A 19,369-nucleotide genomic window follows, 5' to 3' on the forward strand; every position below is an offset into this window, starting at 1 on the left:
GGCGATGGCAAGGCTTTCGATCGAGCATCTGCGCAAGACCTATGGCGACCTGACCGTCGTCGACGACGTCACCATCGACATCGCCGACGGCGAGTTCCTCGTCCTTCTCGGCCCCTCCGGCTGCGGCAAGACCACGACGCTGCGCATGGTCGCGGGCTTCATTGCGCCCAGCGCCGGGGCGATCACGATCGGCGAGCGTGGCGTCACCACCCTGCCGCCCTGGAAACGCAATTGCGGCCTGGTTTTCCAGAGTTACGCGCTGTTCCCGCATATGACGGTGGCCGAGAATGTCGCCTTCGGCCTGGAGATGCGCAAGATTTCCCCAGCCGACCGCGCGCCGCGCGTCGCCGAGGCGCTGCGGCTCGTCCAGCTCACCGGCTTCGACGAGCGCTATCCGCGCCAGTTGTCCGGCGGCCAGCAGCAGCGCGTCGCACTGGCACGCGCGCTCGCCATGGAGCCCGACGTGCTCCTCCTCGACGAGCCGCTTTCCAATCTCGACGCCAAACTGCGCCAGGAGGTTCGCGTCGAGATCCGCGACCTGCAGCGCAAGCTCGGCCTGACCACGATCATGGTCACCCACGACCAGGAGGAGGCCCTGACCATGGCTGACCGGCTGGTCGTCATGGAAAAGGGCAAGGTCCGCCAGATCGGCACCCAGCGCGAGCTCTACGAGAAGCCCGCCGACCGCTTCGTCGCCGGCTTCATCGGCCGCAGTGCCTTCCTCGACGGCGACATCACCGCGCCCGGCCGCTTCCGGACGAAGGGCGGCGTCGAGATCGGCTGTGCCGCCGCGACCGGGACAGGCGCCGCCACCCTGGCGTTGCGGCCAGAGCGCATTGCGGTCGGCGGGGACGCCGACGGGTTGCACAACCGCTTTGAAGCCCGCGTCGAGCACGCCTCCTATCTCGGCGCGATCCTCGATATCGACGTCAGCCTCTCCGGGCAGGATTCTGCCCGGCAAGACCGGATGCTGCTGCAGATCCCGAACAAGGCCGGCGTCGCCGAGCCGAAGCCGGGCGAGACCATCACCATAGGCTGGGCCGAAGACGCCGGGCTCGTTTATCCGCGCGAAGCCTGAAGACAGGCTTCGACGGGCGTCCAACAGGGGAGTTCACACCATGACCACATTCGACAGACGCGATCTTCTGAAGGGCGCCGGCGCCGCCGCGCTCGCCACCGGCCTCGGCACCCCGGCCCTGGCTCAGGCGGCCGGCAAGGTCGTGGTCGGCACCTGGGGCGGCGACTATGCCCGCCTGCTGACCAAGAACATCGAGGACCCGATCCTCAAGCCCAAGGGCATGGAAGTGGTGCAGGACCAGGCCGGCGACGCCCCGCGTCGCGCCAAGATGGTCGCCGAGCGCCGCCTGCCGCGCGGCACGGTCGACATCCAGGGCCTCTCGGCCGCCAACATGTACGAGATGAACGAGGCCGGCGTCATCGAGACGCTCGACTACTCGAAGATCCCGAACGCCAAGAACCTGCTGCCGACGATGAAGTACCCCTACGGCATCGGGCACATCTATTCGGGCAATGTGGTGATCTACAATCCCAAGATCATCAGCCCCGCGCCGACCGGCTTCAAGGACTGGCTCGATCCCAAGCACGGCAACAAGATCGGTTTCATCGACATCCAGTACCAGTCGATCATGATCGCCGCCTCGATGGCCGCCACCGGCGGCAAGGACATGAACGACCTCGACAAGGCCAAGGAGATCCTGATGGCCGTGAAGAAGGCCGGCGCCCGCGTCTACCCGACCAACGAGGCTTTCGCCGCCGCGATGAAGAACGAGGAGATCGGCATCAGCGCGATCTGGAAGGCCCGCGTCGTCCAGTGGCAGAACGCCGGCATTCCCTGCGAGGCGGTCTCGCCCGTCGAGGGCATCCCGGCCTATGTCTCGGGCTTCGTCATCCAGAAGAACGCGCCCAACAAGGACAACGCCTACGCCTATATGAACGCGATGCTCGAGAAGGCGCCGCAGGAGGCCTTCGCGGTCGACATGGGCTATAACGGCACCGTCACCGGCCTCACCGTCGCGCCCGACCTGCAAAAGCGCATCGGCTTCACTCCCGAGGAGGAGAAGCAGCTCCGCGACCTCGACTACGGTTTCCTCGCCAAGAACGACTCGGCGATGAAGGAGTGGTGGGACAAGGTCTTCAAGGCGTGATGCAATCGGTACGCACGTCATTCTCGGGCGAAGCGAAGCGCAGATCCGAGAATCTCATGACAATTGAGGCGCCTTGGCTCGTGTCCTGCGCCTCCTTGTCCCGAGATGCTCGGGTCAAGCCCGAGCATGACGGAGCAACGCCATGAGCACCGCCCCCGAACCCGTCGCTGGCGCGCGCACCGGCCTGGCCGGCCTGCTCGTCATGCCGGCGACACTCTTCGTCGCGATCGGGCTCATCGGCCCGATCGCGATCCTGTTCCGCTATTCGCTGAACCAGTTCATTCCCGGCCAGTTCATGGTCGACGGGCTGACGATCGAGAATTACGTCAAGTTCTTCACCGACGGCTATTATCTGAACGTGCTCGCCCGCACCGTCCGCGTCGCGGTGTTCTGCACCGTCGTTTGCCTGATCATGGGTTTCCCGCTGGCCTATGTGCTGGCCCGCACCCAGAGCCGCTTCAAGAACCTGCTGATCATTTCCGTGGTGCTGCCGCTCTTCGTCGGCAATGCGGTTCGCGCCGCCGGCTGGATGACCGCTTTCGGCAGCAGGGGCGCGCTCAACGCCTCGCTGATGGGGATGGGCCTGATCGATCAGCCGCTGGAGATCATGTACACCGAGAACGCCGTGCTGATCGGCATCATCGCGGTCAACCTGCCCTTCATGGTGCTGACGCTGCAGAGCGTGATCGAGGGCATTCCGCGCAATGTCGAGGAGGCCGCCTTCAGCCTCGGCGCCGGACCGGCCGCGATGTTCTGGCGCGTGCTCTGGCCGCTCGCCCTGCCCGGCATCCTCGCCGGCACGATCCTGACCTTCATCCTGGCGATGAACGCCTATGCCACGCCGGTGCTGCTCGGCGGCCCGAAATTCCAGATGATGGGCCCGCTGGTCTATGGCCAGTTCGCCCAGCAGAACAACTGGCCCTTCGGCGGCGCGATCTCCTTCATCCTGATGACGGCGACCATCGTCCTGACGGTCGCGGCGCATCTGATCGTGCAGCGGCGCTACCGCTGAGGCGCCGACCCGGCTGCGGCGCAGCGTCACTGGCGGAACGGCCGGCTGGTCAAGCCACCGGCTGCGGCGTATGGGGTGCTGAATGACAGTCTCAGGCTTAATTGTCCCGCTCGCGCTCGGCGCCGTTGCCGTGGTTCTGCTGCTCGGGCTGGCGAACATGCTGCGCGGCGGCAGTGCCAACACCTCGCAGCGCCTGATGCGCCTTCGCGTGATCCTGCAATTCGTCGCGATCCTGCTCATCCTGGGCGTGATGTGGTGGCGCAGCGGCTGAGCCGGCCAGCGTCATCGACAGGATGACCGCCCATGTCACGGTCAGCGGCGCTTATCCACATAATCCAACTAAGATATTGATTTGAATAAACAAATTCTCCCTTGCCGACGCAACCAGGACGCCTCAGCCGCAATCCCGCCATATTCCCGACACGAGTCTCTGCGCTTTCTTAATCTCCGCTTTGCCGACAAGAAGAACACTCTGCCCATGGTTCGCGTCGCGTTGCTCCTCCTCGCCGGTTCCCTGACGGTCTCGCCTCTGGCGGCGCAGGCGCAGACCCTCCCGGCCGGTGTCTCGAGCTACGCCCCCGCGACCGAACCCTCCTCCGCCCTGTCCTGGGAAGCGCGCATCGGCGCGGCCGTCGCCAATCCCGGCGGGCGCGAAAGCGGGCTCCTGAACTTCAGCGGCGAGATCGCGACCCCGCGTCCCTTCACGCTGAACGACCGCTTCGCCAACGCCTTCGTCCCGCGCTTCCATCTCGGCTCGAGCGCGAACTTCAACGGCACGCGCTACGCCTATGCCGGCGCAACCTGGACGGTCGATTTGACGAAGACCGTCTTCGTCGAGGCAAGCCTCGGCGCCGCCCTGAACGACGGCAAGACCGGCGCGATCATCCCGCAGGACCGGCTGAATGTCGGTTGCAACAGCGGCACGCGCGAGGCCGCCGCGCTCGGCGTGCGCCTCAACGACCGCTGGAGCCTGGTCGCCACGCTGGAGCATTTCAGCACCGCCGGCTGCGCCGACCGCGGCAACCCGCGCGGCCCGGCCAATGTCGGCGCGAAGCTCGGCTACAGTTTCTGACGCCCGAGCTTTTGACGCAGAGCCGATCCTCGCGGAACCGCTTCCGTCCGGCACGCGCCGCGCTATAACGCGGGCATGGTCAAGCTCAACAAGATCTACACCCGCACCGGCGACGACGGCACCACGGGGCTCGCAACCGGGCCGCGCCGCGCCAAATTCGATCTGCGCGTCGCAGCCTATGGCACCATCGACGAGACCAATGCCTGCATCGGCATCGCGAGGCTCCACGCGATCACCGAGGATGCCGGCGTCGACGCCATGCTCGGCCGCATCAGCAACGATCTGTTCGATCTCGGCGCCGACCTGTCGACCCCCGACACAGGCGAGCCCCCGGCCTATGAGCCGCTGCGCATCGTCGAGGCCCAGGTCGCGCGGATCGAGGACGATATCGACGCGCTCAACGCCGATCTGGCGCCGCTGCGCTCCTTCGTGCTGCCGGGCGGCACGCCGGCCGCCACGCATCTGCATCTGGCCCGTACGGTGAGCCGCCGGGCCGAGCGGCTGATGACGGAGCTGGCGCAAACGCCAGGCGAAATCGTCGGCGCGCCGGCGCTGCACTACATCAACCGCGTCTCGGACTTCCTCTTCGTCGCCTCGCGCTTCCTCAATGCCAGGGCCGGAGGCGACGTGCTCTGGGTGCCCGGTCAGAACCGCTAGAGCCGGATGCGACAAAGTGGGAACCGGTTTTTCGCGAGAGTCCCGACCACAATGATGAGGTCCGCGTGTTCATCCCCCTGCATGACGGTGTGCCGCTCCGCTTCATGCGTGCGCCCTATGTCACCTACGGCCTGATCTGCCTCTGCATCGCGCTCTATCTCGTGGTGACGCTGCGCCAGAATGCGGAAGGCCAGATCGCGGTCGCGGCTGGCTTCGGGCTGATCCCCTCGGTGTTCTTCGGCGCGGCGCAACTGCCGCCCGAACTGCTGCAGGCTCCGCCCTGGGTGACGCTGTTCAGCAATGTCCTGCTGCATGTCAGCCTGGCGCATCTCTTGGGCAACATGCTGTTTCTGTGGGTCTTCGGCGACAATGTCGAGGACGCTATGGGCCATGTCCGCTTCCTGCTGTTTTTCGTCCTGTGCGGACTTGGCGGTTCGATGGCCCACGCACTGATCAATCCGGCCTCGGACCAGCCGCTGATCGGCGCCTCGGGCGCGATCTCGGGCGTCATCGCCTCCTATCTGATGCTCTATCCGCGCGTGCGGATCTGGGGCCTCGCCTTCAACTGGATCCCGCTGCATATCACCGCACTCTATGCGATCGGTGCCTGGATCCTGTTCCAGCTCGTCCAGGCCCTGATCGATCCGCAGGGCCATGTCGGCTGGTGGGCGCATCTCGGCGGGCTCGGCACCGGCGCGGCCCTGACCCCGCTCTTCATCCATCGCGGTGTCACGCTGTTTGGGCGCGTCGCGCGGGGATGAGGGGTGCGGTTTGCACATCGCCAATGAGCCGTTGCCAGCGTTGACAAGCGCAAACGGCCGTCGTTACGGTCCCTCCGCATTCCAGCCGAGAGCCGCGATGCCGCGATCCTGCCGACGGTGGCGCCGCGGCTGAGGGTATGGCCAGGATTGTGGCCAAGGGCGCGGTTAAGTCAGCCTCTTTTCTGAACGGTGATGATGACGATGAAGATCCTTGTGCCCGTGAAGCGGGTTGTCGACTACAACGTAAAGATCCGCGTCAAGGCGGACGGTTCCGGCGTCGAGCTCGCCAACGTCAAGATGTCGATGAATCCGTTCGACGAGATCGCGGTCGAGGAGGCGCTGCGCCTCAGGGAAGCCGGCAAGGCGACAGAGGTGATCGTGGTCTCGATCGGCCCGGCCCAGGCCGCCGAGACGATCCGCACGGGTCTCGCCATGGGCGCCGACCGCGGCATCCTGGTCAAGGTCGACGGCGTGGTCGAGCCGCTCGCCGTCGCCAAGCTCCTGAAGAAGATCGTCGTGCAGGAGGCGCCTGAGCTCGTCATTCTCGGCAAGCAGGCGATCGACGACGACTGCAACCAGACCGGCCAGATGCTGGCCGCCCTGCTGGGTTGGCCGCAGGGCACCTTCGCCTCGAAGGTCATCGTCGGCGACGGCTCGGTCGATGTCATCCGCGAGGTCGATGGCGGCCTGCAGACGGTCGCTCTCAAGCTGCCCGCGATCGTCACCACCGATCTGCGCCTCAACGAGCCGCGCTACGCCTCGCTGCCCAATATCATGAAGGCCAAGAAGAAGCCGCTCGACGAGACCTCGGCCGAGACGCTGGGCGTCGATGTCGCGCCGCGCCTCAAGGTGCTGAAGACCGTCGAACCCGCCGGTCGCTCGGCCGGCGTCAAGGTCGGCTCGGTCGCCGAACTCGTCTCGAAGCTCAAGAACGAAGCGGGAGTGCTGTGATGGCCACGCTGCTGATTGCAGACCACGACAACGCCACGATCAAGGACGCCACCAACAAGGCGCTGACCGCGGCCAAGGCGCTCGGCGCGCCGGTCCACATCCTCGTCGCCGGCGAGGGCGCGAAGGCTGCGGCCGACGCCGCCGCCAGGCTCGACGGCGTCGAGAAGGTGTTGCTGGCGGAGGCCGCCTCCTACGGCCACAACCTCGCCGAGCCGCTGGCGGCGCTGATCGTCAAGCTCGCCGAGGGCTATGACGCGATCGTCGCGCCCTCGACCACGACCGGCAAGAACGTTCTCCCGCGCGTCGCAGCCCTGCTCGACGTGATGCAGGTCTCGGACGTGATCAAGGTGGTCTCGCCCGACACCTTCGAACGCCCGGTCTATGCCGGCAACGCCATCCAGACCGTCCAGTCCGGCGAAGCCAAGAAGCTCCTGACCATCCGCACCGCCTCCTTCCAGGCGACGGGAGAGGGCGGCTCGGCCCCGGTCGAGACCGTCTCGGGCGGCGAGGACCCCGGCCTCTCCAGCTTCAAGGGCGAGGAGGTCGCCAAGTCCGACCGTCCGGAGCTGGCCTCGGCCAAGATCATCATATCCGGCGGTCGCGCGCTGGGCTCGACCGAGAACTTCACCAAGGTGATCGAGCCCGTTGCCGATCGGCTCGGCGCCGCCATGGGCGCCTCGCGCGCCGCTGTCGATGCGGGCTTTGCCCCCAATGACTGGCAGGTCGGCCAGACCGGCAAGGTCGTGGCGCCTGATCTCTACATCGCGGTCGGCATCTCCGGCGCGATCCAGCATCTCGCTGGCATGAAGGATAGCAAGGTCATCGTCGCGATCAACAAGGACGAGGAGGCGCCGATCTTCCAGGTCGCCGATTACGGCCTCGTCGGCGATCTCTTCACCCTGCTGCCCGAACTCGACGCCGAACTCGCCAAAATCGGCAAGTGAGATCGGCAAGTAAGCGGCAAATCGGCGCGGCAGCGGACGTCCGCGGCGACCAATGACCACAGGGCTGCCGCATAAGGCAGCCCGCATCGCTCCCGAAAGCGGCGGCGATGACACCGGAGATGGAACAGACCATGTCGGCTAAGGCGATCAGGACGATCGGCATCATCGGCGCGGGCCAGATGGGCAACGGCATCGCCCATGTGGCGGCGGTCGCCGGCTTCGAGGTCAGGCTGCATGACCTCGCCGAAGATCGCATCAAGGCGGCGCTGGCGACGATCGACGGCAACATGGCCCGCCAGGTCGCCAAGGGCGCGATCGGCGACGAGATCCGCCGCGACGCCATGGCAAAGATCACGGCCGCTCCCGGGCTGGAAGGCCTTGCCGATTGCGACCTCGTCATCGAGGCCGCAACCGAAAGCGAGGAGACCAAGCGCAAGATCTTTACCGCCGTCTGCCAGCACATCAAGCCCGAGACGATGCTGGCCTCCAACACCTCCTCGATCTCGATCACGCGGCTGGCGGCGGCGACCGACCGGCCCGAGCGCTTCATCGGCATCCACTTCATGAACCCGGTCCCGCTGATGCAGCTCGTCGAGCTGATCCGGGGTATCGCCACAGACGACCAGACCTTCGAGCTCGCCAAGGAGTTCGTCGGCAAGCTGCACAAGACCGTCTCGGTCTCCGAGGATTTCCCGGCCTTCATCGTCAACCGCATCCTGCTGCCGATGATCAATGAGGCCGTCTACACGCTCTATGAGGGCGTCGGATCGGTCGATGCGATCGACACCGCGATGAAGCTCGGCGCCAATCATCCGATGGGTCCGCTCCAGCTCGCCGATTTCATCGGCCTCGATACCTGCCTCTCGGTGATGCAGGTGCTGCATGACGGCCTGGCGGACTCCAAGTACCGCCCCTGCCCGCTCCTGGTGAAATATGTCGAGGCCGGCTGGCTCGGCCGCAAGACCAAGCGCGGCTTCTACGACTACCGCGGCGAGAAGCCGGTTCCGACGCGCTGAGCTCGGAGCGGGAACTGCGTCTGATGAGGAAGCGCTGTCATCCCGGGCGGAGCGCAGCGTAGACCCGGGGTCCATTCCCGAACCTCTCCGAACTGCGTTCCGGCATGGATCCCGGATCGGCGCGGCTGCGCCGCTTGTCCGGGATGACGCCGCGTTCTACCGACACGCGACGCTCCACACGGTTGCCGACGGCCTAAACGCCGCATCCCCTTCACATTCCTGTCGTGTCGCGCTTACACTAATCCCCGACGGGATTCGTGCGGCTTGCAGGAGCGGAGGCGCGATACGGGTGACGGCGCATGTAATGCATCCGATGGCCTCACCGGACGGTTGTCCGGCGCTGGTCCTCAATGCCGATTTTCGGCCTTTGAGCTACTATCCACTCTCTCTGTGGAGCTGGCAGGACGCGATCAAGGCGGTCTTCATGGACCGCGTGAACATCGTCTCCGAATACGACACGGTCGTCCGCAGCCCGAGCTTCGACATGCGGCTGCCCTCGGTCGTCTCGTTGAAGACCTACATCAAGCCTTCGCGCACGCCGGCCTTCACCCGCTTCAACGTCTTCCTGCGCGACCGCTTCTCCTGCCAGTATTGCGGCACGCGCGACGAGCTGACCTTCGACCACGTCATTCCCCGCTCAAAGGGCGGCCTGACGACCTGGGAGAACGTCGTCGCGGCCTGCTCGCCCTGCAATCTGCGCAAGGGCGACAAGATGCCGGCGATCGTCGACATGTTCCCGATGCAGAAGGCCTACGCCCCGACGGTCAACGACCTGCACCGCAACGGCAAGCTGTTCCCGCCGAACTACCTGCACGAGAGCTGGCTCGACTATCTCTACTGGGATTCCGAACTGGAGCCGTGAGCCGGCCGCCGCGCTATGCGCGGCGGCTCAGGCCGAGCACGGACAGCGCCAAAAGCCCAAGCGAAGCGAGCGCGTTCCAGCCAGCGAGCGACAGCCCAAGCCAGCGCCAGGCCGCCTCCGAGCAAGCGACGACCCGCGTCGTCTGGAGCTGCTTCATGAAATCCTGCACGCCGGGCGCCGACGCGACGCCGCCGCCGCAGTCGCTCGGGCCGAGGAACCAGCCCCATTCGACGCCGGCGTGATAGGCGCCGAGACCGGCGCTCCAGGCCATCAGCGCCGCCAACCCGAGCAGCACCAGCCCTTGCAGCCGGCGCGAGCGGGCGAGGACCAGGGCCGCGAGCGACAACCCGATCGCGGCATAATGCGGCAGGCGCTGCTCCAGGCAGAGCTTGCACGGCACCAACCCGACCACGAGCTGGAAATACCATGCCCCCGCGATGAGAGCCGCGCTTGCAAGTCCGATCGTACCGATGAGGCGCAAGCGCGTCATGAACCGGCTGCCATGCGTCTCGGCGTCGAAGGGGAAACTGGTCATGGCTGTCGGCTCAGCAGGAGAGAAGCTGGCCCGATCCTGCAACCAGCTTGAGGCCGAAATACAGCAGGATCAGCGCAGCCGCAGCCACCACCGCGATTACTTTCAGGCGACGCTCGATGAAATGGCGGATCGCCTCGCCATAGCGCCGCAGCAGGAAGGCGAGCGCAAAGAAGCGGGCGCCGCGCGCGATGATGCAGGAGAGCACGAAGAAGACGAGCCCGATATGGACGGCGCCGGCCAGAATGGTGACGACCTTGATCGGCGGCAGATGCGCCAGCCCCGAGGTGGTCAGCAGGATCAGCAGCAATTGCTGGTCGCCCTGAACGCAGGCCTGCAGCGCATCGAAGGCGCCGAGCTTGCCATAGAAGGCGAGAACGGGCTTCGCCAGGATGTCGAACGCGTAGTAGCCCAGCGCGTAGCCGGCGATGCCTCCCAGCGTCGAGAACACCGTCGCGATCAGCGCCAGCCTGTAGGCCCGCCGCGGACGCGCCAGCGCCATCGGCACGAACAGCACATCGGCAGGGATGAGGAAGAACGAACTCTCCACGAAGGCGACGATGGCGAGCCAAATCTCGGCCCGCGGCCTCGCAGCCAGCGACATGGTCCATTCGTAGAGGCGCTTGATCATGCCGCTGCTCTAACGGTCGGGCTTTGACACGTCCATCCGCCGCCAGAGCTTTTTGCTGCGCCGCGACAGATTGACCGGACCAGACCGATCGCTATAGTCGCGCCGCCCGCAAAGGGCCCCTGTGGCGGAATTGGTAGACGCGCTCGACTCAAAATCGAGTTCCGCAAGGAGTGCTGGTTCGATTCCGGCCAGGGGCACCATTGAACGGCCGGATCTCCCGATCTCGAAGGGGCGGCGCGGCACTCTGATCGATGCCGATGGGGCCGATCGCATGCACGCCGCGGTGGAATGTGTTCACGACCGCAGCACGGGCCTGACGCTATTCCCAGTTCTCGCTCTCATCCTCGTGCCGGGCTTCCCATTTCTCGATCGCATCGACAAGCGCGAACAGCTCTGCCTCCTCCGCCGATCCCTCGGGAGGCGTGCCGATTTCGGCCGCGCGCTCAACGGCGCGCTCATAGTCGTCCGCGCAGCGCACGATGGGCTTCTTGACGTCGATCATCCGCTTGCTCCCCTCATGGCGGCACCACTCGTCTCATAGACAAGCATGGCTGCGGTGAGATCAAGGAATTCATCCTGATCAGGGCCCTCAGTCGGATCCTGGCCCAGTTCTTTCAGGCGCTCGATCGCGGCCTCGTATTCGTCGCTGGTTTCAATGGTCATGATGCGTGGGCTCGGGTTCGTCAACGTCGCCACCAAGCAACGGGCATGGAGGCGGATCGTTCCTGCCGAAGCCCGGCTTCGCCACACTGGGCAGGACGCGGGGCGTCCGCGCGGACAGCGCTGGCGCCCCCTCGACGGATCAGGCCGAACGTCAGGCGGTCAGCGCATCAGACCCGCCGCCCTCAGCGCCTCCTCGATGACCTTTGCAGGCCCGGATGCCGCCGCTTTGGCAGGTGCGGCTGCATCCGGCCTCTGGCGGGCATTCTGATGCTGGAGCGAGGCCGGGACACTCTTTTCGATCGCGGCGCGGGGCTGCTCCCCCTGACGAACCGGCTCGGCCAATTGCCAGAACGCCGCGATGTGGCGCGTCGACGAGATGCCTGCGTTCAGCATGAAGGCGCCGGGCGCGCCGATGCCGTCTGCGGCGTCGAGCGGCGTGCCATGGCCCATGCCGGTGATCGCAAAGGCCTCGATCCGGGCCACGCCTGACGCGTCGCGCCAGATCCGCCTGGTGTGACCGCTCACGGTAGTGCTCTCGCTCGGTGCCGGTGCAAGTCCGTGGACGCCGCGCCATTGCGACAGGATCGCCTCGCCATTCGCAGGCGCGACCGTGTGGTCCTGCGTGCCATGCCAGACCGAGAGCGTCGGCCAAGGCCCCGCATGACCAGACGCATTGGAAACGGCGTTCTGCAGCGCCGCGTCACGCGGCAGTCCCTGGCCGCGCATGCGCTCCAGCGCTTCGGGGATGGTCGCGGCACAGCCATAGGGCAGCCCGGCGATAATCGCGCCGCCGGCGAAAAGCTCGGGATAGGTCGCAAGCATCACCGCCGCCATCGCGCCGCCGGCCGACAGGCCGGTGACGAAGACCCGGCGATGATCGAGACCATGCGTCTCGATCATCGCAGCGATCATCTGCGCGATCGACGACGCCTCGCCGCGATCACGCTGGATGTCGCCTGGCGCGAACCAGTTGAAACAGAGATTGGGATTGTTCGCCCGCTGCTGCTCGGCATAGAGCAGCGCGAAGCCATGGCGGTCGGCGAGTTGCGACCAGCCCGAGCCATGGTCGTATTCGGCCGCATTCTGGGTGCAGCCATGCAGCACCACGACCAGCGGCGCGCCCGGCGCGAGACCGTCGGGCAGATGGTGATACGCCTTGAGCGCTCCCGGATTGGATCCGAACCCTGTCAGTTCCCGCAGGCGCGACGACTGCATCGCAGGCCGTCCCATGCCCCTGGCAGCACTCAGGCGGGCGATCGTCTCGGAAAGGCTGGGCATGATGCGCTCCTGCGCCGGCCGGTCCATGATGGCTCCGGCACGCGTCATGAACGCAGCCATAGCGGCTTTTGTTGCGACGCAACATGGCCAAAACCTCAGTAGCCGTAGCTCGCAAGAATGCTCCGCTCCAGCCCGCGGAGATATTGCTGCGCCTGCACTTCGATCGTGTCCTTGACGGCCAAGGCTGGGCAGTTGCTGTACGAACCACCCCAGTCCCCGCCACCTGCGGCGAGAACCTCCTCGACGAAGGCCACGCAGTTGTTGGGCAGCACGCCCCAGGTCCATTTTTTCGACATCAGCTCCTCGATATAGAGGCTGGCGCCATCGGGATTGCTCAATTTCACATTGACGCGCCGCAGCTCGGTTTTCTTGTTTTCCTTGAGGTAGCGGCGATATCCCGCCTCGCTCATATAGTGCGGATAAGCGGTCAGGAGATTTTTCACGGTCGAGCCGGCGACATGGAAATAGGTGCCGCCGCCTCCCCCGGCATAGACGAGCAGATGCCCGCAGACATTGGGACCTGACCCACTGACTGCAACGACAGAGGCGACGGAGAAGTCCAGCTTCACCGTTCCGCACGAATTGAGAACTTCACCTTCATAGGCTGACATCATATCCCCCGATACACGGTGCAATTGAAAGCTGAAGCGAGATCTGTCTTGAAAAGCGAGGAAAATGGACAATAGAGCTGCCTGTCGGCCATCATATCCTTAGGTCACATCGCAATGTCCAGATCTGCCCGGATGAGACCGGATCGCAAGTGCCATCCGCGTTTGCGCGGCCTTGGCCTGCCCCGCTAGCCCCGGTCGGCCGGCGCAGGCGTCCTTCGTTCCTAGGATGCCCGCAGCCATCGGCCTGTCGAGCACCCCTATCTGCCGGGCCGGCCGCGCGACGGCGACAAGACCGGCGTCATGCGCCACAATGAGGCAATGCCCGTGCCGCCCGCCGGCCGCCATCATCGAGGCCGTCCTTGCGCATCCTGCTGCTCAATCCCAACACGACATCTGAGGTGACCGCCCTGATGGCGCGGGTGCTGGCGCCGCATCTGCCTGATGGCACGACGCTCGTTCCGGTCACCGGCCGGTTCGGCGCGCGCTATATTGCCAGTCGCACGGCAGCGACGATCGCCGGCCACGCCGCACTCGAAGCCTATGCCGAGCATGGCCATGACTGCGATGCGGTCTATCTCGCCTGCTTCGGCGATCCCGGCCTGCTGGCGCTGAAGGAACTGGCTGATGTGCCTGTCATCGGCATGGCCGAGGCGAGTTGCCTTGCGGCTGCGAAGCTGACGGAGCGCTTCTCGATCGTCACCGGCGGCGAGCGCTGGGGGCCGATGCTGCGAGAATTCGTCACCGTCATGGGACTTGGCGACCGACTCGCGGCGATTGAGACCGTGGCACCCACCGGCGCCGAGATCGCGCGCGACCCCGACAGCGCCATCGCCCTGTTGGCGCAGGCCTGCCGGGTGACGGCGCAGCGTGACGGCGCCGGCGCCGTCATCCTCGGTGGCGCCGGCCTTGCGGGGCTTGCGGCCCGCGTCCAGCCGCATCTCGACATCCCCGTGATCTGCTCGGTCGAGGCGGGGATGCAGGCCGTGCTGGCGGCGCTGCGCGATCCCCCGGTGAAGCCGGCGAGCGGCGATCTCGCGCGGCCGGCGCCGATCGCCAGCACCGGCCTTGCCGAGAGCCTCGCCGCATTGCTCGCCCGCTCCTGAGCGGGCGGACGTCAGCCCTTCCCGGCCAGGGATATGCCGTTCTGCGACGCCACCCAGTCCGACAACATCGGCACGTAGTCGTCGCCCTTGCCGGCGGCCACCGCCGTGGCGAAGCTGTTCTTCACAGCATTGCCGATCGGGTTGGGGACGCCGGCCGCGTTCGCCACGCTTTCGAGATAGCGCACATCCTTCAGCCCGTTGACGAGGGTGAACTTGTGGGCGTCGCGGTCGCGCTCGAGCACATACTGCATGAAGGTCTGGTAGAAGCCGCAATCCATCCGGCTGCCGCGCAGCACGCTGTCGAAGGTCTGCGGCGTGATCCCGATCTTCGAGGCCAGCGTCAGCGCCTCCGCATAGATCGCGGCATAGCCCATCGACAGGAAGTTGTTGAGCAGCTTCATCTTGTGGCCGTCGCCGACCGGGCCGAGATGCACGACCTTCTGCGCCCAGGCCTCGATCGCGGGCTTGATGCGCGCGAAGATCTCCGGCGTCGTGCCGACCATGGCCGAGAGCTGGCCGAGCGCGGCCTGGGCCGGCGTTCCGCCGAGTGGGGCATCGGCCAGATGCAGGCCCTTGGCCTCCAGCTCCGCGGCGATCCTGACCGTGACCGTTGGGTCCGATGTCGAGCAGTCGATCACGACCGTGCCGGGCTTGGCGCCCGCAATGATGCCATCGGGGCCGTTGACCACCGCCTCGACCTGGGCCGAGCCGGTGACGCAGAGGAAGATGATGGTGGCGTTCTGGGCCAGTTCCCTCGGAGTCTTCGCCTCCTTCGCGCCGCCAGCAACGAGCTCCTCGACCGGCTTGCGATTGCGGTGTCCCATCACCGTCAGCGAAAAGCCCTTGTTGAGCAGGCTTTGCGCCATGCCCTGCCCCATCAGGCCGACGCCGATGAAGCCGATGGATTCTTTGATCCCTGTCATGTTCAATCGCTCCTGTTTATATGAGAATGATGGGTCTATGTGACGTAAACGCCCGACCGGGAGCTGGTCGCCAGATCATGTGTCCGCCTCCGGAGAAGAGCGTCATGACCATCAGCGACCCCCTCAGTGCCGGCTCTCCCGTCAAGCCTGCAACCGTTCCGGGCGGACGGGCCCGTGTGACGCTTCAGATCATCGCCGACCGGCTCCTGGTCTCGACGGCGACCGTCTCTCTGGCGCTGCGCGGCTCGCCCCTGGTGGCGGAGGCGACGAGAGCCCGCGTCCAGCAGATGGCCCGTGAGATGGGCTACAGCTACAACCGCAGCGCCGCCTCGCTGCGCACCGACCGCACCAACATCCTCGGCGTCGGCTTCCACGACATCACCAATCCCTATTTCGCCGAACTTCTCGCCGCGATCGAAGAGACCACGACGGCCAATGGCCGCTCGATCCTGCTCGGCACCTATGGCGAGGATCTCGCCCGGCAGGACCGTGTGCTGGGCACGCTCACCGAGTATCGCCCGGACGGCATGATCCTCTGCGCCGCCGGCGGCAGCACGCCCGACACCTTCGCGCATCTGATCGCGGCCGGCGTCCCGATCGTCCAGCTCTCCCGCGAGATCACGGACAGCCTCGATTTCGTCGGCTCCGACGACCGCCACGGCACCATCCTCGCGATGGAGCACCTGATCGGGCTCGGCCACCGCCGCATCGCCTTCCTGTGCCACAACCATCGCATCTCGACCGGCGCGAACCGCTATCGCGGCTATTGCGACGTCCTCGCCCGCCATGGAATCGCGGTCGATCAAAGCCTCGTCTATGCCGGGCACGGCACACGCGAAAACGGCTCGAAGGGGATCCAGGCCGTGTTGGATGCGCCCGACCCGCCGACCGCGGCCGTCTGCATGAATGATCTGGCTGCTTTCGGCGCGATGCTCGGATTGCGCCATCGCGGGCGCGAGGCGGGAATCGATTTCTCGATCATCGGTTGCGACGACGTTCAGGAAGCCTCGCAATGGTATCCGGCCCTGACGACGATCCGCAATTTTCAGGACGAAATGGGGCGCACCTCCGCTGAGTTCCTGATCAGCCGCATCGCCGAGCCGGACGCCCCTCCCCGCCGCCTGCTGCTCAAACCGGAGCTCGTCATCCGGGGCACGACCACGCCACCGCGACGCTGAGGCGCAGTCCGGCGTCTCACGCATCATTCGCCGGCTTGGCGTTGAGCGCGCGATAGGCGCGCACCACCTGCGAATCGTCGCGTCCGCCATGGCCGAGCCCTGACGACGCCAGGAACATCTGGTGGGCGGCGGCCGCCAGCGGCAGCGCTGTTTTGGCGGCGCGCCCGGCATCGAGCACGATGCCGAGATCCTTGACGAAGATGTCGACGGCGCTCGCGACAGGCGGGTCGGGCTCGTGCATGCGAGGCCCGCGATCCCTGAGCATCCAGGACGAGGCGGCCGAGCCGCCCATGATCTCGAACAGCAGCTTGCCGTCGATGCCGGCCTTCTCGGCAAGCGACAACGCCTCGGCCGCGACCGCGATATGCACGCCGCAAAGCAGCTGGTTAACGGTCTTCACCGTCGCGCCCTGGCCCGGCTTCTGGCCGACATGGAAGACCTTGTCGCCGAGCGCATCCAGCACCGGGCGCGCCTGGTCGAAACGGTCCTGGGGCGCGCCGACCATGATCGTCAGCGTCGCGCCGCGCGCACCGTTGACGCCGCCGGAGACCGGCGCATCGATCAGATGCCGCCCGCTTCTGGCCACCTCGGCGGCGATGGCCTCGACCTCGCCCGGCGGACAGGTCGCCATCAGGATGACCAGCGCGCCGGGCGCCAGAGCGTCCATCGCCTGCGATTCGAACAGCACGGAACGGGCTTGGGCGGCATTCACCACCATCAGCACCAGCACCTCGGCGCCTTCGGCCGCAGCCTTCGCACTGTCGGCTGCATGTCCGCCGGCCGCGACCAGCGCCTCGCGTGCGCTCGCCCGCATGTCGAAGCCGGTGACGCGGAACTGGCGCTTGACCAGGTTCTCGGCCATCGGCGCGCCCATGGCGCCGAGCCCGACGAAGGCGATGGAGGTGGGTTGGGTCGGCATCTCGCTTGGGCTTTCAAATCTCCGCCGTCATTCCGGGCGGAGCGAAGCGCAGACCCGGGATCCATGCCGGAACCGTTCAGGCATGGATCCCGGATCTGCGCGGCTACGCCGCTTGTCCGGGATGACGGCACGGTTGGAACGGACGGCGATGATAACCGGGAAGGCTCACTCCTTCACGGCCCCGGTCATCGCCGACACGTAATGCTCGACGAAGAAGGCGTAGAGGATGACCAGCGGCAGCGATCCCGCGAGCGCGCCTGCCATCAGCGACCCCCAGCGATAGATGTCGCCATCGACGAACTCGTTCACGATCGCCACGGGCACCGTCTTGTTCTGCGTCGAGGACAGGAAGGTCAGCGCGTAGATGAACTCGTTCCAGCACAGGGTGAAGGAGAAGATGAAGGCCGAGATCAGGCCCGGCACCGCCAGCGGCAGGATGATCTTGATCAGGATCTGCGCCCGGGTCGCGCCGTCGATCAGCGCGCATTCCTCGAGCTCGTAGGGGATGGTCTTGAAGTAGCCCATCAAGAGCCAGGTCGAGAACGGGATCAGGATCGTCGGATAGACCAGGATCAGCGCCAGCGGCGTGTCGAACAGCCCGACCTTGTAGATCACCGTCGCCAGCGGAATGAACAGGATCGAGGGCGGCACCAGATAGGCCAGGAAGATCAGCGCCCCGACGGTGACCGCGCCCTTGAAGCGCAACCGCACGATCGCATAGGCGGCCAGCACGCTGGCGACCAGCGAGATGAAGGTGGCGCAGGTCGCGATGAACATCGTGTTCCAGAGCCAGCGCGGATAATCGCTCTCGAACAGCAGCTTGTGGATGTGCTTGAACGTCGGCTCCCAGGTCCAGAACGGGCTGACCTTGTCCATCTCGATGAGCTGATGGTCGGGTTTCACCGCCGTCAGCGCCATCCAGTAGAACGGAAACAGCAGCACGAACAGGATCAGGAGGAGCGGAATATAGGTCGTGACGACGCGGCGCGGCAGCGTCTCCAGATAACCCATGCCCTCGCTGTGGTCGGCCGTGACCGTGCTGCCGGCCGTGGCCTGGCGGCCGGCGCTGTCCTGGATGGCTCCGACGTTACTCATTGCTGCCACCCTGCTGCCATTTGCGTGTCTGGAGCCCGTACCAGGCGATGCCGATCGCCGCGAGCAGGAAGGGGATCATCGCCGTCGAGATCGCCGCGCCCTCGCCGAGCTGTCCGGCGATGATCGCGCGCTGGTAGGAGAGCGTCGCCATCAGATGGGTCGCGTTCACCGGGCCGCCGCGCGTCAGCGCCCAGATCAGCTGGAAGTCCGTGAAGGTGAACAGCACCGAGAAGGTCATCACCACCGCGATGATCGGCGTCAGCAGCGGATAGGTGATGTGGCGGAAGCGCTGCCAGGGCGTCGCCCCGTCCAGCGTCGCGGCCTCGTAGAGCGAAGGCGAAACGGTCTGCAGCCCGGCCAGCAGCGTAATCGCGATGAAGGGCACGCCGCGCCAGACATTGGCGAAGATCGTCGACCAGCGGGCGTTCCAGACGTCGCCGAGGAAGTTGATGTTGTAGTCGATCCAGCCGAGCTGGCGCAGCGACCAGGAAATGATCGAGAACTGCGCGTCGTAGATCCACCAGAAGGCGATCGCCGACAGCACGGTGGGCACGATGAAGGGGATCAGCACGAGGGCGCGGATCATCGCCTTGAACGGCAGGTGCTTGTTGAGCAGCAGCGCCAGATAAAGCCCGATCACGAACTTCGCGGCGCTGGCGACGGTCGTGTAGAGCAGCGTGTTGAACACTGAGGTCCAGAACACGCGGTCTTCCCAAAGCCAGATGTAGTTCTCCAGCCCGATGAAGACGCCAGCCCTGCCAATCTTCGTGTCGGTGAAGGACAGCCAGACGCCCAGCCCCAGCGGATAGGCCAGGAACAGGATCAGGATGCCCATGGCCGGCACCATGTACCAGAAGCCAAGCCAGTTGGGGCTGGCCTTCAGTTTCTGCCAGGCCGTGCGCTCGCTTCTGAAAGAAGTCTGGCGGGCCGGCATCTCGGCTGCGGAGTTGGCCATCGCGAATCCGGTTTCATGCGGGAGATCGGTCCGGCCAGAGG

23 protein-coding genes and 1 tRNA gene are annotated in these 19,369 nt (G+C 66.0%); 14 read left to right on the forward strand and 10 right to left on the reverse strand.

From position 1 onward, the window contains the following. Positions 1 to 4 precede the first annotated feature (4 nt). The 11 genes from AE618_RS15685 to AE618_RS15735 all read left to right on the forward strand — a co-directional run bounded on the left by AE618_RS15685 (position 5) and on the right by AE618_RS15735 (position 9,440). Complete coding sequence (locus AE618_RS15685; protein WP_054209999.1) at positions 5 to 1,078, forward strand: ABC transporter ATP-binding protein; 1,074 nt, start codon at positions 5 to 7, stop codon at positions 1,076 to 1,078. Between the two features lie 40 nt (positions 1,079 to 1,118). Further along, the gene (locus AE618_RS15690; RefSeq protein ID WP_054210000.1) at positions 1,119 to 2,165 is read left to right on the forward strand and encodes an ABC transporter substrate-binding protein; all 1,047 of its coding nucleotides are present in this window, start codon (positions 1,119 to 1,121) and stop codon (positions 2,163 to 2,165) included. Between the two features lie 142 nt (positions 2,166 to 2,307). Further along, on the forward strand, positions 2,308 to 3,177 hold the full coding sequence (locus tag AE618_RS15695; protein WP_054210001.1) for an ABC transporter permease: 870 nt from the start codon (positions 2,308 to 2,310) through the stop codon (positions 3,175 to 3,177). An 82-nt stretch (positions 3,178 to 3,259) separates the two neighbouring features. Next, the gene (locus AE618_RS15700; RefSeq protein WP_054210002.1) at positions 3,260 to 3,448 is read left to right on the forward strand and encodes a twin transmembrane helix small protein; all 189 of its coding nucleotides are present in this window, start codon (positions 3,260 to 3,262) and stop codon (positions 3,446 to 3,448) included. A gap of 207 nt (positions 3,449 to 3,655) precedes the next feature. Continuing rightward, positions 3,656 to 4,249, forward strand: coding sequence for an acyloxyacyl hydrolase (locus AE618_RS15705; protein ID WP_054210003.1), 594 nt, complete (start codon positions 3,656 to 3,658; stop codon positions 4,247 to 4,249). A 75-nt stretch (positions 4,250 to 4,324) separates the two neighbouring features. Continuing rightward, positions 4,325 to 4,906: a cob(I)yrinic acid a,c-diamide adenosyltransferase gene (locus tag AE618_RS15710; RefSeq protein ID WP_054210004.1), complete on the forward strand. Its 582-nt coding sequence runs from the start codon at positions 4,325 to 4,327 to the stop codon at positions 4,904 to 4,906. 65 nt (positions 4,907 to 4,971) lie between these two features. Beyond that, a complete protein-coding gene (locus AE618_RS15715) occupies positions 4,972 to 5,667 on the forward strand; it encodes a rhomboid family intramembrane serine protease (protein ID WP_054210005.1) in 696 nt (231 codons plus the stop codon). Between the two features lie 201 nt (positions 5,668 to 5,868). Continuing rightward, the gene (locus AE618_RS15720; RefSeq protein ID WP_054210102.1) at positions 5,869 to 6,618 is read left to right on the forward strand and encodes an electron transfer flavoprotein subunit beta/FixA family protein; all 750 of its coding nucleotides are present in this window, start codon (positions 5,869 to 5,871) and stop codon (positions 6,616 to 6,618) included. Beyond that, positions 6,618 to 7,562, forward strand: coding sequence for an electron transfer flavoprotein subunit alpha/FixB family protein (locus tag AE618_RS15725; RefSeq protein ID WP_054210006.1), 945 nt, complete (start codon positions 6,618 to 6,620; stop codon positions 7,560 to 7,562). Before AE618_RS15720 ends, AE618_RS15725 begins: the two co-directional genes overlap by 1 nt. A 119-nt stretch (positions 7,563 to 7,681) precedes the next feature. Next, entirely contained in the window at positions 7,682 to 8,578 is an 897-nt protein-coding gene (locus tag AE618_RS15730; protein WP_082365303.1) for a 3-hydroxybutyryl-CoA dehydrogenase, read from the forward strand. Positions 8,579 to 8,882: 304 nt separating this feature from the next. Continuing rightward, positions 8,883 to 9,440, forward strand: a complete 558-nt coding sequence (locus AE618_RS15735) for an HNH endonuclease (protein WP_054210007.1) — start codon at positions 8,883 to 8,885, stop codon at positions 9,438 to 9,440. A 13-nt stretch (positions 9,441 to 9,453) separates the two neighbouring features. On the opposite strand, the gene AE618_RS15740 is transcribed toward AE618_RS15735, so the two are convergent. Both AE618_RS15740 and AE618_RS15745 read right to left on the reverse strand, forming a co-directional pair. Next, on the reverse strand, positions 9,454 to 9,975 hold the full coding sequence (locus AE618_RS15740) for a disulfide bond formation protein B (protein WP_248310895.1): 522 nt from the start codon (positions 9,973 to 9,975) through the stop codon (positions 9,454 to 9,456). 10 nt (positions 9,976 to 9,985) lie between these two features. Then, positions 9,986 to 10,603 (reverse strand): YqaA family protein, encoded by a 618-nt coding sequence (locus tag AE618_RS15745; RefSeq protein ID WP_054210008.1) that lies wholly within the window; start codon positions 10,601 to 10,603, stop codon positions 9,986 to 9,988. A 115-nt stretch (positions 10,604 to 10,718) separates the two neighbouring features. On the opposite strand from AE618_RS15745, the gene AE618_RS15750 reads away from it, so the two are divergent. Next, positions 10,719 to 10,803, forward strand: a tRNA-Leu gene (locus AE618_RS15750). 119 nt (positions 10,804 to 10,922) lie between these two features. On the opposite strand, the gene AE618_RS15755 is transcribed toward AE618_RS15750, so the two are convergent. From AE618_RS15755 to AE618_RS15765, 4 genes are all read right to left on the reverse strand, one after another. Next, positions 10,923 to 11,105: a hypothetical protein gene (locus AE618_RS15755; protein ID WP_054210009.1), complete on the reverse strand. Its 183-nt coding sequence runs from the start codon at positions 11,103 to 11,105 to the stop codon at positions 10,923 to 10,925. Beyond that, complete coding sequence (locus AE618_RS28040) at positions 11,102 to 11,266, reverse strand: hypothetical protein (RefSeq protein WP_156330301.1); 165 nt, start codon at positions 11,264 to 11,266, stop codon at positions 11,102 to 11,104. Before AE618_RS28040 ends, AE618_RS15755 begins: the two co-directional genes overlap by 4 nt. A 159-nt stretch (positions 11,267 to 11,425) precedes the next feature. After that, positions 11,426 to 12,544 (reverse strand): extracellular catalytic domain type 1 short-chain-length polyhydroxyalkanoate depolymerase, encoded by a 1,119-nt coding sequence (locus tag AE618_RS15760; protein ID WP_054210105.1) that lies wholly within the window; start codon positions 12,542 to 12,544, stop codon positions 11,426 to 11,428. 95 nt (positions 12,545 to 12,639) lie between these two features. Beyond that, positions 12,640 to 13,227 carry a hypothetical protein gene (locus tag AE618_RS15765; RefSeq protein WP_210166460.1) on the reverse strand — a complete coding sequence of 196 codons (588 nt, stop codon included), beginning with the start codon at positions 13,225 to 13,227 and terminating at the stop codon, positions 12,640 to 12,642. Between the two features lie 287 nt (positions 13,228 to 13,514). Between AE618_RS15765 and AE618_RS15775 the strand changes: the two genes are divergently transcribed. Further along, positions 13,515 to 14,258 carry an aspartate/glutamate racemase family protein gene (locus tag AE618_RS15775; protein ID WP_054210012.1) on the forward strand — a complete coding sequence of 248 codons (744 nt, stop codon included), beginning with the start codon at positions 13,515 to 13,517 and terminating at the stop codon, positions 14,256 to 14,258. 11 nt (positions 14,259 to 14,269) lie between these two features. On the opposite strand, the gene AE618_RS15780 is transcribed toward AE618_RS15775, so the two are convergent. Continuing rightward, the gene (locus AE618_RS15780) at positions 14,270 to 15,181 is read right to left on the reverse strand and encodes an NAD(P)-dependent oxidoreductase (protein ID WP_156330303.1); all 912 of its coding nucleotides are present in this window, start codon (positions 15,179 to 15,181) and stop codon (positions 14,270 to 14,272) included. A gap of 104 nt (positions 15,182 to 15,285) precedes the next feature. Here AE618_RS15780 and AE618_RS15785 point away from each other — a divergent pair, with 104 nt between their 5' ends. Beyond that, on the forward strand, positions 15,286 to 16,359 hold the full coding sequence (locus tag AE618_RS15785) for a LacI family DNA-binding transcriptional regulator (protein WP_082365304.1): 1,074 nt from the start codon (positions 15,286 to 15,288) through the stop codon (positions 16,357 to 16,359). Between the two features lie 16 nt (positions 16,360 to 16,375). On the opposite strand, the gene AE618_RS15790 is transcribed toward AE618_RS15785, so the two are convergent. The 3 genes from AE618_RS15790 to AE618_RS15800 all read right to left on the reverse strand — a co-directional run bounded on the left by AE618_RS15790 (position 16,376) and on the right by AE618_RS15800 (position 19,328). Next, positions 16,376 to 17,278 carry an NAD(P)-dependent oxidoreductase gene (locus AE618_RS15790; protein WP_054210014.1) on the reverse strand — a complete coding sequence of 301 codons (903 nt, stop codon included), beginning with the start codon at positions 17,276 to 17,278 and terminating at the stop codon, positions 16,376 to 16,378. A gap of 165 nt (positions 17,279 to 17,443) precedes the next feature. Next, positions 17,444 to 18,289 carry a carbohydrate ABC transporter permease gene (locus AE618_RS15795; RefSeq protein ID WP_248310905.1) on the reverse strand — a complete coding sequence of 282 codons (846 nt, stop codon included), beginning with the start codon at positions 18,287 to 18,289 and terminating at the stop codon, positions 17,444 to 17,446. A gap of 76 nt (positions 18,290 to 18,365) precedes the next feature. Further along, on the reverse strand, positions 18,366 to 19,328 hold the full coding sequence (locus AE618_RS15800) for a carbohydrate ABC transporter permease (protein WP_054210016.1): 963 nt from the start codon (positions 19,326 to 19,328) through the stop codon (positions 18,366 to 18,368). Positions 19,329 to 19,369 lie beyond the last annotated feature (41 nt).

The sequence above is a fragment of the Allobosea vaviloviae genome (assembly GCF_001298265.1).
In the GTDB taxonomy this organism is placed as follows: domain Bacteria; phylum Pseudomonadota; class Alphaproteobacteria; order Rhizobiales; family Beijerinckiaceae; genus Allobosea; species Allobosea vaviloviae_B.

Excerpts from the sequence above, each read along its gene's own strand:
- AE618_RS15780 (WP_156330303.1), bottom strand. The coding sequence starts at position 15,181 with ATGACAGGGATCAAAGAATCCATCGGCTTCATCGGCGTCGGCCTGATG.
- AE618_RS15695 (WP_054210001.1), top strand. The coding sequence starts at position 2,308 with ATGAGCACCGCCCCCGAACCCGTCGCTGGCGCGCGCACCGGCCTGGCC.
- AE618_RS15740 (WP_248310895.1), bottom strand. The coding sequence starts at position 9,975 with ATGACCAGTTTCCCCTTCGACGCCGAGACGCATGGCAGCCGGTTCATG.
- AE618_RS15725 (WP_054210006.1), top strand. The coding sequence starts at position 6,618 with ATGGCCACGCTGCTGATTGCAGACCACGACAACGCCACGATCAAGGAC.
- AE618_RS15790 (WP_054210014.1), bottom strand. The coding sequence starts at position 17,278 with ATGCCGACCCAACCCACCTCCATCGCCTTCGTCGGGCTCGGCGCCATG.
- AE618_RS28040 (WP_156330301.1), bottom strand. The coding sequence starts at position 11,266 with ATGACCATTGAAACCAGCGACGAATACGAGGCCGCGATCGAGCGCCTG.
- AE618_RS15755 (WP_054210009.1), bottom strand. The coding sequence starts at position 11,105 with ATGATCGACGTCAAGAAGCCCATCGTGCGCTGCGCGGACGACTATGAG.
- AE618_RS15710 (WP_054210004.1), top strand. The coding sequence starts at position 4,325 with ATGGTCAAGCTCAACAAGATCTACACCCGCACCGGCGACGACGGCACC.
- AE618_RS15730 (WP_082365303.1), top strand. The coding sequence starts at position 7,682 with ATGGAACAGACCATGTCGGCTAAGGCGATCAGGACGATCGGCATCATC.
- AE618_RS15685 (WP_054209999.1), top strand. The coding sequence starts at position 5 with ATGGCAAGGCTTTCGATCGAGCATCTGCGCAAGACCTATGGCGACCTG.
- AE618_RS15720 (WP_054210102.1), top strand. The coding sequence starts at position 5,869 with ATGAAGATCCTTGTGCCCGTGAAGCGGGTTGTCGACTACAACGTAAAG.
- AE618_RS15760 (WP_054210105.1), bottom strand. The coding sequence starts at position 12,544 with ATGCCCAGCCTTTCCGAGACGATCGCCCGCCTGAGTGCTGCCAGGGGC.
- AE618_RS15735 (WP_054210007.1), top strand. The coding sequence starts at position 8,883 with ATGCATCCGATGGCCTCACCGGACGGTTGTCCGGCGCTGGTCCTCAAT.
- AE618_RS15795 (WP_248310905.1), bottom strand. The coding sequence starts at position 18,289 with ATGGGTTATCTGGAGACGCTGCCGCGCCGCGTCGTCACGACCTATATT.
- AE618_RS15800 (WP_054210016.1), bottom strand. The coding sequence starts at position 19,328 with ATGGCCAACTCCGCAGCCGAGATGCCGGCCCGCCAGACTTCTTTCAGA.
- AE618_RS15700 (WP_054210002.1), top strand. The coding sequence starts at position 3,260 with ATGACAGTCTCAGGCTTAATTGTCCCGCTCGCGCTCGGCGCCGTTGCC.
- AE618_RS15705 (WP_054210003.1), top strand. The coding sequence starts at position 3,656 with ATGGTTCGCGTCGCGTTGCTCCTCCTCGCCGGTTCCCTGACGGTCTCG.
- AE618_RS15785 (WP_082365304.1), top strand. The coding sequence starts at position 15,286 with ATGACCATCAGCGACCCCCTCAGTGCCGGCTCTCCCGTCAAGCCTGCA.
- AE618_RS15690 (WP_054210000.1), top strand. The coding sequence starts at position 1,119 with ATGACCACATTCGACAGACGCGATCTTCTGAAGGGCGCCGGCGCCGCC.
- AE618_RS15745 (WP_054210008.1), bottom strand. The coding sequence starts at position 10,603 with ATGATCAAGCGCCTCTACGAATGGACCATGTCGCTGGCTGCGAGGCCG.